This is a genomic window from Ruegeria sp. H7 (genome assembly GCF_056532945.1).
Genome location: NZ_JBQFNZ010000008.1, coordinates 81,815 through 95,495 on the forward strand (window position 1 = coordinate 81,815; position 13,681 = coordinate 95,495).

General features: G+C 58.6%; 14 protein-coding genes. 7 read left to right on the forward strand and 7 right to left on the reverse strand.

Going from position 1 to position 13,681, the window contains the following annotated elements; all coding sequences use genetic code 11:
- Positions 1-22 precede the first annotated feature (22 nt).
- The 5 genes from fahA to ACR0AC_RS16880 all read left to right on the forward strand — a co-directional run bounded on the left by fahA (position 23) and on the right by ACR0AC_RS16880 (position 4,411).
- On the forward strand, positions 23-1,294 hold the full coding sequence (gene fahA / locus ACR0AC_RS16860; RefSeq protein ID WP_480874951.1) for a fumarylacetoacetase: 1,272 nt from the start codon (positions 23-25) through the stop codon (positions 1,292-1,294).
- Between the two features lie 217 nt (positions 1,295-1,511).
- Positions 1,512-3,122, forward strand: a complete 1,611-nt coding sequence (locus ACR0AC_RS16865; protein WP_480874954.1) for an FAD-dependent oxidoreductase — start codon at positions 1,512-1,514, stop codon at positions 3,120-3,122.
- Positions 3,123-3,127: 5 nt separating this feature from the next.
- Positions 3,128-3,325: a DUF2783 domain-containing protein gene (locus tag ACR0AC_RS16870; RefSeq protein ID WP_170454781.1), complete on the forward strand. Its 198-nt coding sequence runs from the start codon at positions 3,128-3,130 to the stop codon at positions 3,323-3,325.
- 24 nt (positions 3,326-3,349) lie between these two features.
- Entirely contained in the window at positions 3,350-3,991 is a 642-nt protein-coding gene (gene maiA / locus ACR0AC_RS16875; protein WP_170454783.1) for a maleylacetoacetate isomerase, read from the forward strand.
- 84 nt (positions 3,992-4,075) lie between these two features.
- Positions 4,076-4,411, forward strand: coding sequence for a DOPA 4,5-dioxygenase family protein (locus tag ACR0AC_RS16880; RefSeq protein WP_170454785.1), 336 nt, complete (start codon positions 4,076-4,078; stop codon positions 4,409-4,411).
- Here the strand turns inward: ACR0AC_RS16880 and ACR0AC_RS16885 are convergent.
- Positions 4,408-6,033: an acyl-CoA synthetase gene (locus tag ACR0AC_RS16885; RefSeq protein ID WP_480874958.1), complete on the reverse strand. Its 1,626-nt coding sequence runs from the start codon at positions 6,031-6,033 to the stop codon at positions 4,408-4,410. The genes ACR0AC_RS16880 and ACR0AC_RS16885 overlap by 4 nt on opposite strands.
- Before the next feature lie 218 nt (positions 6,034-6,251).
- Here ACR0AC_RS16885 and ACR0AC_RS16890 point away from each other — a divergent pair, with 218 nt between their 5' ends.
- Positions 6,252-7,643 (forward strand): aminotransferase class III-fold pyridoxal phosphate-dependent enzyme, encoded by a 1,392-nt coding sequence (locus tag ACR0AC_RS16890; RefSeq protein ID WP_170520125.1) that lies wholly within the window; start codon positions 6,252-6,254, stop codon positions 7,641-7,643.
- Between the two features lie 137 nt (positions 7,644-7,780).
- Here the strand turns inward: ACR0AC_RS16890 and ACR0AC_RS16895 are convergent, their stop codons facing one another.
- Positions 7,781-8,086 (reverse strand): YciI family protein, encoded by a 306-nt coding sequence (locus tag ACR0AC_RS16895; protein WP_170454790.1) that lies wholly within the window; start codon positions 8,084-8,086, stop codon positions 7,781-7,783.
- On the opposite strand from ACR0AC_RS16895, the gene ACR0AC_RS16900 reads away from it, so the two are divergent.
- Positions 8,076-9,047: a LysR family transcriptional regulator gene (locus tag ACR0AC_RS16900; protein ID WP_480874962.1), complete on the forward strand. Its 972-nt coding sequence runs from the start codon at positions 8,076-8,078 to the stop codon at positions 9,045-9,047. The genes ACR0AC_RS16895 and ACR0AC_RS16900 overlap by 11 nt on opposite strands.
- Positions 9,048-9,184: 137 nt before the next feature.
- Here the strand turns inward: ACR0AC_RS16900 and rplT are convergent, their stop codons facing one another.
- From rplT to pyk, 5 genes are all read right to left on the reverse strand, one after another.
- Positions 9,185-9,550: a 50S ribosomal protein L20 gene (rplT, locus tag ACR0AC_RS16905; protein WP_008756009.1), complete on the reverse strand. Its 366-nt coding sequence runs from the start codon at positions 9,548-9,550 to the stop codon at positions 9,185-9,187.
- A 14-nt stretch (positions 9,551-9,564) separates the two neighbouring features.
- The gene (rpmI, locus tag ACR0AC_RS16910) at positions 9,565-9,765 is read right to left on the reverse strand and encodes a 50S ribosomal protein L35 (RefSeq protein ID WP_010443552.1); all 201 of its coding nucleotides are present in this window, start codon (positions 9,763-9,765) and stop codon (positions 9,565-9,567) included.
- Positions 9,766-9,947: 182 nt separating this feature from the next.
- Positions 9,948-11,498: an alanine/glycine:cation symporter family protein gene (locus ACR0AC_RS16915; RefSeq protein ID WP_170520119.1), complete on the reverse strand. Its 1,551-nt coding sequence runs from the start codon at positions 11,496-11,498 to the stop codon at positions 9,948-9,950.
- Positions 11,499-11,509: 11 nt separating this feature from the next.
- Positions 11,510-11,947, reverse strand: a complete 438-nt coding sequence (locus ACR0AC_RS16920; RefSeq protein WP_170454796.1) for a universal stress protein — start codon at positions 11,945-11,947, stop codon at positions 11,510-11,512.
- 244 nt (positions 11,948-12,191) lie between these two features.
- Complete coding sequence (gene pyk / locus ACR0AC_RS16925) at positions 12,192-13,637, reverse strand: pyruvate kinase (RefSeq protein WP_480585233.1); 1,446 nt, start codon at positions 13,635-13,637, stop codon at positions 12,192-12,194.
- Between the last annotated feature and the right edge of the window lie 44 nt (positions 13,638-13,681).

Genomic DNA, 13,681 nt, shown 5'->3' on the forward strand with positions numbered 1-13,681 from the left:
GGGTCAGATATTTGGAGACAACATGCCATTGATGAAATCCTGGGTGACTTCGGCCAACGATCCGGCCCACCCGTTTCCGCTGAACAACCTGCCCTATGGGGTGTTTTGGTGCCCAAACGATCCGCAGCACATGCCTGAAACACCGTATTGCGGAGTGGCTATTGGGGACAAGATACTGAACGTTACAGAGCTGGAGGAGGAATACTTCTCATACTCTTCAGATACCGTTTTCAATCATGGCTATTGGAACGAGTTTATGGAGCTAGGACCTGAAGTTTGGCAACAATTTCGGACGAAGCTCATTGAGATGCTTCGAGATGGATCACCCTACCAGCAAGAAATCGAACCATTCCTGTTTGACGCAAGCGATGTTGAACTCTTAATGCCCTTCGCAGTCAGCGAATACACCGATTTCTACGCTGGCCGCCACCACGCCTTCAACGTCGGCACCATGTTCCGGGGGCCGGAAAACGCGCTGCCGCCGAACTGGCTGCACCTGCCCATCGGGTATAATGGCCGTGCCTCATCGGTGGTCGTATCGGGCACGGACATACGCCGCCCGTGGGGTCAGTTGAAATCACCTGATCAGGAGCTGCCTGCCTTCCTGCCGAGCCGCCGCTTTGATATCGAGCTGGAGATGGGCGCCATCGTCGGCACGCCGTCAGACGGCCCAATCTCGGTCCAGCAGGCGGAAGATCATATCTTCGGCTACGTCCTGCTGAACGACTGGTCAGCCCGCGATATTCAGGCGTGGGAGTATCAGCCCCTCGGTCCCTTTCAGGCCAAGGCCACGGCCACCTCGATCAGCCCATGGATTGTCACCAAAGCCGCGCTCGAACCTTTCCGGTGCGACACGCCGGACCGCGAGTTCGAATTGCTGGATCACCTGAAGGACTGCGGCCCGATGCTGTACGATCTGGATCTTGAGGTCACGCTTGCGCCCGAAGGTCAGACCGCAACCACCATCGCGCGGACCAATTACAAGGAAATGTACTATTCCGCCGCGCAACAACTGGCGCATCACACGACCTCGGGCTGCCCGATGAACACGGGCGATCTGCTGGGGTCCGGCACGATCTCGGGCCCCGAAAAGGAAAATCGCGGCTCGCTGCTGGAACTAAGCTGGGGCGGCAAGGAGCCGATGACGCTGGACACCGGAGAAACCCGATCCTTTATCGAAGACGGCGACACGCTGACCCTGAAAGGCAGCGCCAAAGGGGACGGGTTCACAATCGGCTTCGGGGATTGCACCGGCACCGTCCTGCCCGCCCTGGAAACCCCGTATAAAACATGACGCTGCAGGCTTCATCTTTTCAAAAATACTCCCGCCGGAGGCGTCCGACACGCGCCACCGGCACCTCGGCGCGGGCCTTTGCGACACGACCCGGGGCATTCCGCCGCATTTGATCCAGATCGTTTTGCGCCACCAGAATCGATGAGACGATGCCCCCAATACCCGCCAGCAACAGTCACGGCGCGGGTCATCGACAGATCAGGATTGGGGGTTGCCCATGAACAAGATATTCGACTTTCCGCTTTACGCCTATGAGCGCAGTTCGGACCAGGATTCCGCTGTTCCGACCCGTCACAAGGTTATCGTGATCGGGGCGGGTCCGGTCGGGTTGGCCGCCGCCATCGATCTGGCGCAACATGGCGTCGAAGTTGTGGTTCTGGACGAAAACGACAAGGTCAGTTTCGGCAGCCGCGCCATCTGTTTCTCGCAGCGCACCCTGGATATCGCCAACCGGCTGGGATGTGCGCGCCCGATTTTGGACAAGGGCGTGCAATGGGATCAGGGCAAGGTCTTCTTTGACACGCGCGAGGTTTATACCTTCGACGTCCAACCCGAAAAAGGCGCGGCCAACCCCGCCTTTATCAACCTGCAGCAATATTATCTGGAAGAGTTCCTTGTGGCGCGCGTGCGCGACCTGCAGGCCAGCGGCGCGCCGATCGACCTGCGGGGCGGCAACAAGGTCGAGGCCATTGGCACCCATGACGATCACGTCCGGCTGGAAGTCGCAACGCCCGAAGGCCCCTATGTTGTCGAGGCCGACTGGCTGATTGCCTGCGACGGGGCCAAATCTCCGACCCGGCAGATGCTGGGCATCGATTTCGACGGGCGCGTGTTCGAGGATAACTTCCTGATCGCCGATGTGATCATGGAGGCTGATTTCCCGTCCGAGCGTTGGTTCTGGTTTGACCCACCGTTCAACCGGGGCCAATCCGCACTGTTGCACAAGCAGCCAGACAATGTCTGGCGGATCGATCTGCAATTGGGCAACGACATTGATCCCGAAACAGAAAAACGCCCCGAAAACGTGATCCCACGCCTGAAGGCGATGTTGGGGGATGACGTTGAATTTCAGCTTGAATGGGTCTCGATCTACACGTTCCAGTGCCGCCGGATGGAGAGTTTCCGCAAAGATCGGGTTCTGTTTGCCGGTGACAGCGCACATCAGGTCAGCCCGTTTGGCGCGATGGGCGCCAATTCCGGCATTCAGGATATCGACAACCTGTGCTGGAAACTGAAACTTGTGATGGACGGCAAGGCCCCCGAAACCCTGCTGGACAGCTATGTCGGTGAACGGGCGCAGGGCGCTGATGAAAACCTGCGCAAATCCAGCCAGTCCACGGAATTCATCACGCCCAAGTCCGACATGTCCCGCCTGTTGCGCGATGCCGTGCTGGACCTGAGCGAGGTCCATGACTTCGCACGCCCGCTGGTGAATTCAGGCCGATTGAGCCAGCCGTGCACTTATGACGGGTCCGCGCTGAACTCGGCCGATGCGTTGGATGGGCCAGCGCTTACCCGTCCGGGCTCGGCCTGTCCGGATGTGCCGTTGGGCGATGGGTTCTTGCTGCCAAAACTAACCGACGGATTCACCCTGCTGACGATTGATGCCGAAGCGCCCGAGACACTCGAAGTAGACGGGATCGAGGTCACGCGTCTGGCACTGTCGGTCAAAGACGATCCGTCGCTGGCGCTGAAACGCGCCTTTCTGGGCAATGCGACCGGCGCGGTTTATCTGATCCGCCCCGATCAGCACATCGCTGCGCGCCGCGACAGTTTCGAAGAAAACGCATTCCGGCAGGCCATTCGCCGCGCCTGTGGTAAGGAGTAAGCAAGATGACGGATGTAACCCTGGCCCCGAACCTTGACGACCCGGATGCGTTCTATGCCGATCTTCTGGCCGCCCATGACGGTCTGGACAAGGCAGCCAGCGATGCGCTGAATGCACGGCTGGTGTTGGTCTTGGCCAATCATATCGGTGATGGCACAGTGTTGTCGCAGGCAATCCGGGCGGCAACGCTCAAAGGGTCCTGACAAGCCGCTTATTGGGGGATCCGCGTGACTGGCACTGTTCTTTATGACTACTGGCGGTCCTCGGCCAGTTACCGGGTGCGGATCGCCCTGAACCTCGCTGGGATAGCCTACCGCGCCGTTTCGGTTGATCTGACCAGCGCCGAGCAGCGCTCGGACACCCATCTGGCCCGCAACCCGCAAGGGCTTGTACCTGTGCTCGAGATCGATGGCGCACGTCTGACCCAGTCACTGGCCATTATCGAGTATCTGGATCAGACCCGTGGGCTGCGCCTCTTGCCTGACGACCCGGCCGAGCGTGCCAAGGCGCAAGCATTGGCGCACAGCATTGCCATCGATATTCATCCGGTCTGCAACCTGTCCGTGGCACAGTATGCCACGCAACTCAGCGGCGGCATCGACGGTATGCCGGGCGATTGGATGAAACGATTTATCCGGCCTGGTCTGCTGGCGTTTGAGGCTCTGCTGGGCGGGTTCCAGCAAGCCCCCTACTGCACCGGATCCCGGCCCGGGCTGGCCGATCTGTGCCTGATCCCACAGCTATACAACGCGCGCCGCTGGCAGGTGGATCTGTCGGATATGCCACGCCTGCTGGATGTCGAGGCCGCGTGCGCAACCCTTCCGGCTTTTCAGGCCGCGCACCCGGACCAGCACCAGCCCGAAACATAGCGCACATATTCTGTGTGCGCGTACGGGTATCAATCCTCTCGGCGCGCTCATACCTTGACGCAATCCGCCAAGAACGAGGTCCCAATGTCCGAGATCACCGGCTATCACGCGCATGTCTATTTCGACGCGCAGACGCAAGACACCGCCCAGCGCATCTGCGAAGAGGCCGCGCGCCTGTTCCCCGTGCAGAAGGGCCGCATGCACGCCCGCAATGTTGGCCCGCACCCCCGCTGGAGTTGCCAGTTGGGCTTTGCCGCCGACGCATTCGATCAGGTCATCCCGTGGCTGATGCTCAACCGGCAAGGCCTGACCGTATTCACCCATCCCGAAACCGGAGATCACCTGGCCGATCACCGCGACCATGCGTTTTGGATGGGAGAGCTGTTGGAACTGGACCTGTCGATTTTCGACAAAGCCTAACCCAACGTGCGCGCCTGATCCCGCAGTACGAATTTTTGGATCTTGCCGGTGGATGTCTTGGGCAATGCGCCGAACACCACTGTCTTGGGCGCTTTGAAATGGGCCATGTTGTCCCGGCAGAACGCAATCAACTCGGCCTCGGTCGCGGATGTGTCGGGTTTGAGTTCCACAAAGGCACACGGCGTTTCGCCCCATTTGTCATCGGGGCGTGCCACCACGGCGGCCTCCATCACCGCCGGATGCTTATATAGGATGCCCTCCACTTCGACGGACGAGATATTTTCGCCCCCCGAAATGATGATATCCTTGGACCGGTCCTTGATGGCGATATAGCCATCCGGATGCATCACCCCCAAATCGCCTGAGGCAAACCATCCGCCGTTGAAGGCCGCGTCGGTGGCGTCGGGATTTTTCAGATACCCCTTCATCACCACATTCCCCTGCATGAATATCTCACCCATCGTCTCGCCATCAGAAGGCACCGGCTGCAAGGTATCGGGGTCGGCGACCATCAGCCCGGACAGCGCGGTATAGCGCACCCCCTGCCGTACTTTCAGAACAGCGCGTTCCTCGGGGCTTTTGTCATTCCATTCCTCTTTCCACGCACAGACGACCGAGGGGCCGTAGGTTTCCGTCAGGCCGTAGACATGAGTCACCTCGACGCCCATCGCCTCCATCGCTTCGATCACGGCGGCGGGCGGCGGGGCGCCTGCGGTCATCACCTTGATCTGGTGCTCGAAGTCCTTCAGATGATCCGGCGCGTGGGCCAGCATGTTCAGCACAATCGGCGCGCCGCAGAAATGGGTCACTTTCTCGTCCCGGAATGCGGCATAAATCGGCTCGGCCCGGACCGCGCGCAGGCAGACCGAAACACCTGCATTGGCCGCCATTGCCCAGGGGAAGCACCAGCCGTTGCAGTGAAACATCGGCAGAGTCCAAAGATAGACCGAATGCTTGGGCATATCCCAGTCCAGCAGGTCCGACTGCGCGTTCAGCGCCGCCCCCCGGTGATGGTAGACGACGCCTTTCGGGTTGCCCGTCGTGCCCGAGGTGTAGTTCAGCGTGATCGCATCCCATTCATCGGCAGGTAGTGACCAGTCGAACTCCGGGTCACCCTCGGATTGCAGAGTGTCATAGGTCAGATCGCCCAGACGCTCACCGCCCTCGAAACTCGGGTCTTCAATGTCCACGACCAGTAGATCGTGATCGACCTGTTGCAACGCCTCTTTGACCACAGCCGAGAATTCAGGATCGACCAGCAGCACCTTGGCCTCGGCATGGTTTAGGATGAAGGCGATGATGGCCGCATCCAGCCGCGTATTGATCGCGTTCAGAACCGCGCCAGCCATGGGGATGGCAAAATGCGCCTCGTAAAGCTCGGGGATATTGGCCGCGATGATCGACACTGTATCCCCGCGCCCGATCCCCCGCGCGGACAGCGCACCCGCCAGACGGCGGCAGCGTGCGTAGGTTTCGACCCATGTATAGCGGCGTTCGCCATACACGACCGAGGGGTAATCGGGGTAAACCTGCGCGGCGCGTTCGATAAAGCTCAGCGGTGACAAGGGCGTGTAATTCGCTCGGCACTTGTCCAGATGATCGTCATATATGCTGGCTGACATCGGCTATCTCCCCATAAACCGTTTGGGCGACTTGATCACAAAGTCGCCATCCTGACAAATCCGTAAAACTACGACACCGATCCCGTCTGGCAATAAGGTATGATATGATCTGGCCCTATCTCAAACTGGCCATTCGCGGTGATCTAGAGCATCTCAAACAACCGACCGGGCGTGGACGCCTGTGTCCCGCGCGAAGCACTTCATTGAAAGGACATGTCATGGACGGCACGTTCAACGAAAACGATCTCTCCCGCGTCGTCGAAGCCGACCGCGCCCATATCTGGCATCACCTGTTCCAGCATAAGCCACTGGAAACAAGTGATCCACGCATCATTGTCGAGGGCAAAGGCATGCGTGTCTGGGATCAGAAGGGTAAAGAACACTTGGACGCTGTTTCAGGCGGGGTCTGGACAGTCAACGTCGGCTATGGCCGCGAGTCCATCGCGAAAGCGGTTTACGATCAGCTGATGAAGCTGTGCTATTTCGCGAACTCGGCGGGCTCGATTCCCGGGTCGATCTTTGCCGAAAACCTGATCGACAAGATGCCCGGCATGAGCCGCGTATATTACACCAACTCGGGCTCGGAAGCGAACGAGAAAGCCTTCAAGATAGTTCGTCAGATCGCCCACAAGCGTTATGGCGGCAAGAAGACCAAAATCTTGTATCGCGATCGCGACTATCACGGCTCGACCCTGGCAACCATGTCGGCGGGCGGTCAGGACGAACGTACGGCGCAATACGGTCCTTTCGCACCCGATTTCGTGCGTGTGCCCCATTGCATGGAATACCGCAAGCATGAGTTGGATGGCGCGCCCGAAGAGAATTTCGGCGAATGGGCTGCCAATCAGATCGAAGAGGTCATTCTGCGCGAAGGTCCCGACACAGTGGGTGCCCTGTGCCTTGAGCCGGTAACCGCTGGAGGCGGCGTGATCGAAGCGCCCGAGGGCTACTGGCCGCGCGTGCAGGAAATCTGCAAGAAATACGACGTGCTGCTGCATATCGATGAGGTGGTCTGCGGCGTGGGCCGCACCGGCACCTGGTTCGGCTATCAACAATATGGCATCAAGCCGGACTTCGTGACCATGGCAAAGGGTGTCGCCTCAGGCTATGCGGCGATTGCCTGCATGGTCACTACCGAGGAAGTCTTTGATATGTTCAAAGATGATGCCTCGGACCCGATGAACTACTTCCGCGATATCTCGACCTTTGGTGGCTGCACTGCGGGTCCGGCGGCCGCGATCGAGAACATGCGGATCATTCAGGATGAGAACCTGCTGGGCAACTGTTCTGCCATGGGCGACCGGATGATGGGCAACCTTCAGGCACTGATGGAAAAGCACAAAGTCATCGGCGACGTGCGCGGTAAGGGTCTGTTCCTGGGCGCTGAATTGGTCGCGGATCGTGGATCGAAAGAGCCGGTGGACGAGAAGTTAGCTCAGGCCGTTGTAGCCGACTGCATGGCACAGGGAGTGATCATCGGCGTCACCAACCGCTCGATCCCGAGCCGCAACAACACCCTGTGCTTCTCGCCCGCACTGATCGCGACGCCAGACGACATCGACCAGATCACCGACGCCGTTGACGGCGCACTGGGGCGTGTGTTCGGGTAAGATACCGCTGCAAAGCAACGATGAAAACCGGCGCCCACTGCGCCGGTTTTTTTGTTTTGATGGCCGATATGCGGACAAAGTGAGCTTTCGCTGTGGCTACGCCAATGTTTACTATACGCTTTTTAAGCGCTTAAGCCTCAGCTCGGATGGATCAACCGCGCACCGTCAACATAGACCTGTTTCCATTTTATGATCGAATACGATTTCCTGAGACCAGTCGGCCAGAACGGGTCATCATGCACCAGTTGATCGACTTCGTCCTCTGTGCCTGCTTCCACAATCCATAAACCGTCGCGCCCTTGACCTTCGGCGTCGGACAAAGGGCCAGCAGCCTCGATCTTGTCTGCGTTCTGCTCAAGGAAATCGAGGTGCTTAACCATGTGCGTTTTGCGGATATCAGGATCAGCGTCTGGTGCGTCTTCAAACAGGATGATGAACTTCAATTGTTTTCTCCTACAGATTTGTGAAATCATAGTTGCCACATCGAAATCGAAGATTGAGTCAGCAATACTGGAGATTTACTCTGCAAAAATGCAGAGTCATGATTGGAATGATCTAAAGTATCTTTTGGCGCTTCATCGCGAAGGAAAACTGACCGAAGCAGGGCGGACGGTTGGCGTCAGCGATACAACGGTAGCACGCCGAATAAAAACGCTTGAAGAGGCTTTGGCTACGACCCTTTTCTTGCGTAGCGCAAATGGGCGGTTCGAACCGACGGACGCTGCGTTGCGCATTCTGTCACACGCTGAGAAAATCGAGACGAGTCACGCTGCGATAAGCGCAATTTCAGGCGAAAGCACAAACAAGGTTACCGGTTCCGTACGTCTGAGCGCGGTGCCTGTTATCGTGAACCGTTTTCTGGTGCCTCATCTTCCTCTTTTGACCCGCCTCCATCCAGACCTCAGCGTCGAGCTTGTTCCGCGTGCGGACAATCTGAACTTGTCCAAGCGTGAGGCCGATCTATCAGTTCGCTTTGCACGTCCATCTGATGGGGGTCTACGCACCAAAGCGCAAAAGCTGGGCGAGATTTCATTCGTTGCCTGTGCTGCAAGTTTTGTCTCACCGGAGCAATGTGCGAAATTGGGTTGGATCACCTACGACGAGGCACATTCTCGCCTGCCGCAGGCGCGTTGGCTTGAAAGGACCGCGAGGTCAGAACACCTGCGTGCGGGTTTGCGAGTAATGGACGTTGAGACGGCGATTCAGGCCGTAGCGGCGGGAATTGGAAAAACGCTACTTCCAAGAGCAATCGTATTGTCCGATTCAAGATTTCGAGTAATCGAGCCAAAAAACTGCGCCAAGCTTCCGAGAAGGGAAGTTTGGATGTTGTCGCATGCGGATCAGACATCAAGAGCGTCGTTTACAGCAGCCAAAGAGTGGTTGATTGGTCTGAACTGGCAATGACGCACGGTTCAAAAGCGGCCATTCATGCAAGGCGAAGCATGTGTCACGTTGGGCTCGAAACCGACATCCCTCCTACCTAAAACAAAAAAGCCGCCCCAAATGGGACGGCCCTTTTTTCACTGTCTCTTTTCAGAGGATCAGGCAGCCAGAGCGGCCTGTGCTTTGGCAACGATCGCGCCGAACGCTTCCGGTTCGTGCACGGCCAGGTCGGCCAGAACTTTGCGGTCCACTTCGATACCGGCCAGGTTCAGGCCGTTGATGAAGCGGGAATAGGTCAGAGCCTCGTCATGCGAACGCACAGCAGCGTTGATACGCTGGATCCACAGCGCGCGGAAGTTGCGCTTGCGGTTCTTGCGGTCGCGGGTTGCGTACTGGTTGGCCTTGTCGACGGCCTGACGGGCAACCTTGAAGGTGCTCTTGCGGCGGCCATAGTAACCTTTGGCGGCCTTGATGACCTTCTTGTGACGGGCGTGAGTTACGGTTCCACCTTTAACGCGGGACATCTCTTAATCTCCTCTTAGCGGTCGTAGGGCATGTAGCCCTTGACGATCTTGGCGTCGGGGGCGGACAGGGTGGTGTTGCCACGGGCGTCGCGGATGAATTTCTTGGTCCGCTTGATCATGCCGTGCCGTTTGCCGGCCTGGCCAGCAAGGACCTTACCGGTCGCAGTCACCTTGAAGCGCTTTTTGGCGCTCGATTTGGTCTTCATCTTAGGCATTTCCGTCTCCTTTTTCGGGTTCGGTTTCAGACGCGACTCGGCATGCCATCTCGGCCGGTCACGCGATCAGAAGCGCCGTTTACGCAAGTTCGGTCATACTGGCAAGGGGGTTCGGCCCAGAATCTGCGATTTTCGCAGGCTGGCGACGTACCGGGGCGACAAAGGCCGCCCCGGTCTTTGGGTCAGTGTTCGAATTTGCGGATCTCGCCGCTTTTCAAACGTTCCGCGTAGGACGCCAGTTCCTGACGCACCACTTTCATCAGGAAGTACAGCGCAAAGACGTTCACAACCGCCATGGCAAAGATCGCCGCATCCGAGAAGTCGATGACCGGGCCAAGATTGGCCGCCGCACCGATCACCACGAAGATGCAGAAGATGATCTTGAACACCAGTTCCTTGGTGTGGCCTTCGCCGAACAGATAGGTCCAGGCCTTGAGGCCGTAATAGGACCAGCTGATCATGGTCGAGAAGGCAAACAGCACCACAGCAATCGCCAGGATGAACGGGAACCAGCTGAACGCGCTGCCGAAGGCCGCCGAAGTCAGGCTGACGCCCGAGTTGCCGTCGACGGTTGCGATGGCATTGCCTGCCTCGTTCAGCATGTAGTTTCCGGTTGCCGGATCAACGATCAGCTGCTGGGTGATGATGATCACCAGCGCCGTCATGGTACAGATCACAACGGTATCGATGAAAGGCTCAAGCAGCGACACGAAGCCTTCGGTGATCGGTTCCTTGGTCCGCACAGCCGAGTGTGCAATCGCAGCCGAACCAACGCCCGCTTCGTTCGAGAACGCCGCACGGCGGAAGCCCTGAATCAGCGCGCCAACCATGCCGCCGGCAACACCGAGGCCGGTAAAGGCGCCAGCAAAGATCTGGCCAAAGGCCCAGCCGATCTGATCCGCGTGCATGATGATGATGACCAGTGCGGCCAGCACATACATGACACCCATGAAGGGAACGACCTTTTCGGTCACGCGCGCGATGGATTTCAGGCCGCCCACGATCACCGCAAAAACGATGGCCGCAAAGACCAAACCGGTGATCCAGCCCGGATAGTCCCCGACGATGCCTGCAATCTGCTGATGCGCCTGATTGGCCTGGAACATGTTGCCCCCGCCCAGCGCGCCAAGGATACAGAAGATCGAGAACAGAACCGCCAGAATCTTACCACCCGGCAGGCCCAGTTCGGCAAAGCCCTTGGACATATAGTACATCGGGCCACCCGAAACGGTGCCGTCTTCGTATTCGTTGCGGTATTTTACACCCAGCGTACATTCGGTGAATTTCGACGCCATGCCCAAAAGGCCCGCGACGATCATCCAGAAGGTCGCGCCCGGTCCGCCGATCCCAATGGCAACGGCCACACCGGCGATGTTGCCCAGACCGACCGTACCCGACAGGGCTGTGGCCAGAGCCTGAAAGTGGCTGACCTCACCCGCATCGTTTGGGTCGGAATAGTCGCCTTTGACCAGGCTGATAGAGTGTCCGAAGAACCGAAACTGAACAAAAGCAAAATAAAGCGTGAACACGGTCGCCGCGACCACCAGCCAGCCGACGATCCACGGGAACCCGGTTCCCGGGAACGGCGCGAAGATAAAGCTGACAAACGGCCCGGTCGCATCGGCGAAGGCCTGATTGATCTTGTCGTCCAGGCCCGGAGCCTCTTGGGCCGTTGCCGCACCTGCCACCAGCATTGATACGACAAGAAGACTGAGATATTTGAAGGTTTTCATTTTCTACCCCCTTAGTTCACAACGGTGACTGGCACGTCGGCATGCATCACCAGATTCTGCGTGGCGCTGCCAAACAGCCGCTTCTTGATGCCGTCAGCCGAAGCGCGGCCAACCACAATCTGCGATCCGCCGTTTTCGACAGTGATCTTGTTCAGCGTCTCGGCCACGTCTCCGTGCCGCACGACGCCATGCGCCTGGAATCCGGCCGCATTCAACGCGTCCACAGCAGGGGTCACGATGCGGGTTGTTGCCAGCTCGACCTCTTCTTCGCGCCGTTTGTGGCGTTGTGCGTTTTCTTCAGGGGTTTGGAATGTGTACGGGGACCATTCGATCACATAAGCGACCAAAAGCTCGCACGTATTCAGCCGTTCCGCCAGGTCTTTGGCGAAGGCCAATGCGCGCTCTCCGGTTTCTGTCCCGTCCAGTCCTATGACAATTTTCGCTGTCATCTCGTTCCTCCGTTTTCGTTGTTATCCGGGGCCCGTGCCCCCGGCAGAGCAGCCGGAACTTGGAACTTGTGAATTTGACTGCCCTTAGGGTCTTTATCCGAAATTTCCATCAGAAAATGAATTCTATTCTGCAAAATTCGCCCCAAGCGGTCAAATTTCGCTTAAAAATCAGCGATATTCGCGTGGTGAAACAAGCCCGCCCGGCATGATGCGGGGCGGGTTGAGGGGCTGATTTGTATCGGGCTTATTCGGGATCGGTGCTGTAGATCAGCCGTTCGTCACATGGTGCAACCCGCAGAATGTTTGTCGTTCCGGGGACGTTAAAGGGCACACCGGCGGTTACGACGATCTGGTCGCTTTCCGTTGCAAACCCGCCGGCCCGTGCGGCGCGTGCGGCGTTGACCACGGCCCCCTTGAACCGTTGCAACTCGGGCGTCATCACGCAGTTGCAGCCCCAGCTCAGGCACAGCCTGCGCGCCGTGCCCATTTGGGATGTCATGGCAATGATCGGCACACCGGGTCGCTCGCGCGCGGTCAATGAGGCTGTGGTGCCACTTTGGGTAAAGCAGCAGATCGCCTTGATGTCCGTTTTCTCGGCGATTTCGCGGGCAGCTGCGACAATGCCATCCGCAACGGTCGTGCCCTTGGCCGTGCGCGAGGCGGCAATGATCTGCACATAGGTCGGGTCGGCCTCGACCTCGATGGCGACCTTGTTCATGGTCTGAACCGCTTCGATCGGATACGAGCCTGCGGCGGATTCCGCGCTCAGCATGATTGCGTCCGTCCCCTCATAGATCGCGGTCGCCACATCCGAAACCTCGGCGCGGGTGGGCATCGGGCTTTCGATCATGCTTTCCAGCATCTGAGTGGCGACGATGACCGGCTTGGCAGCGCCGCGGCACTTGCGCACCAGACGTTTCTGGATCGGAGGCACCGCCGAGACCGGCAGTTCCACGCCCAGATCGCCACGCGCGACCATGATCCCGTCCGAGGCATCCAGAATATCGTCAAAGGCCTGCACGGCGGCGGGCTTTTCGATCTTCGACAGGATCGCGGCGCGGCCATCCGCCAGCGCGCGCGCCTCGAACACGTCCTTGGCGCGCTGAACAAAGCTGAGCGCCAGCCAGTCGACGCCCAGCTGGCAGACAAATTCCAGATCGTCGCGATCCTTGGCCGACAACGCGGCCAGCGGCAGCACGACATCGGGAACGTTCACACCCTTGCGGTTCGAGATTGTGCCACCAATCTCAACCGTGCAATTGGCATAGTTCTGCCCACAATCATTGACGATCAGGCGAATCTTGCCGTCATTGACCAGCAGCCGCGCGCCGGGTTCGAGGGCGGCAAAAATCTCGGGGTGCGGCAGGCAGACACGGGCCGCATCCCCGGCCTGCGGGTCAAGGTCCAGTCGGAACGCGGCACCCTCTTCCAGTTCCTCGGCATCATTAGCAAATACGCCGACGCGCAGTTTGGGGCCCTGCAAGTCGGCCAGAATCGCAATCGGGCTGTCCAGATCCTTTTCCACCTGACGGATAATGCGATGCCGTTCGCGGATCTCGTCGTGGCTGCCGTGGCTCATGTTCAGGCGAAACACATCCGCCCCAGCCTCGTGCAGGGCACGAATGGTGTCATAGTCGTTGGACGCCGGTCCCAGCGTCGCCACAATTTTCACATTTCTAAGGCGTCGCATTGGTCTTGCTCTCCTCGATCCCACGGTGTTAGGGCAATGTTACC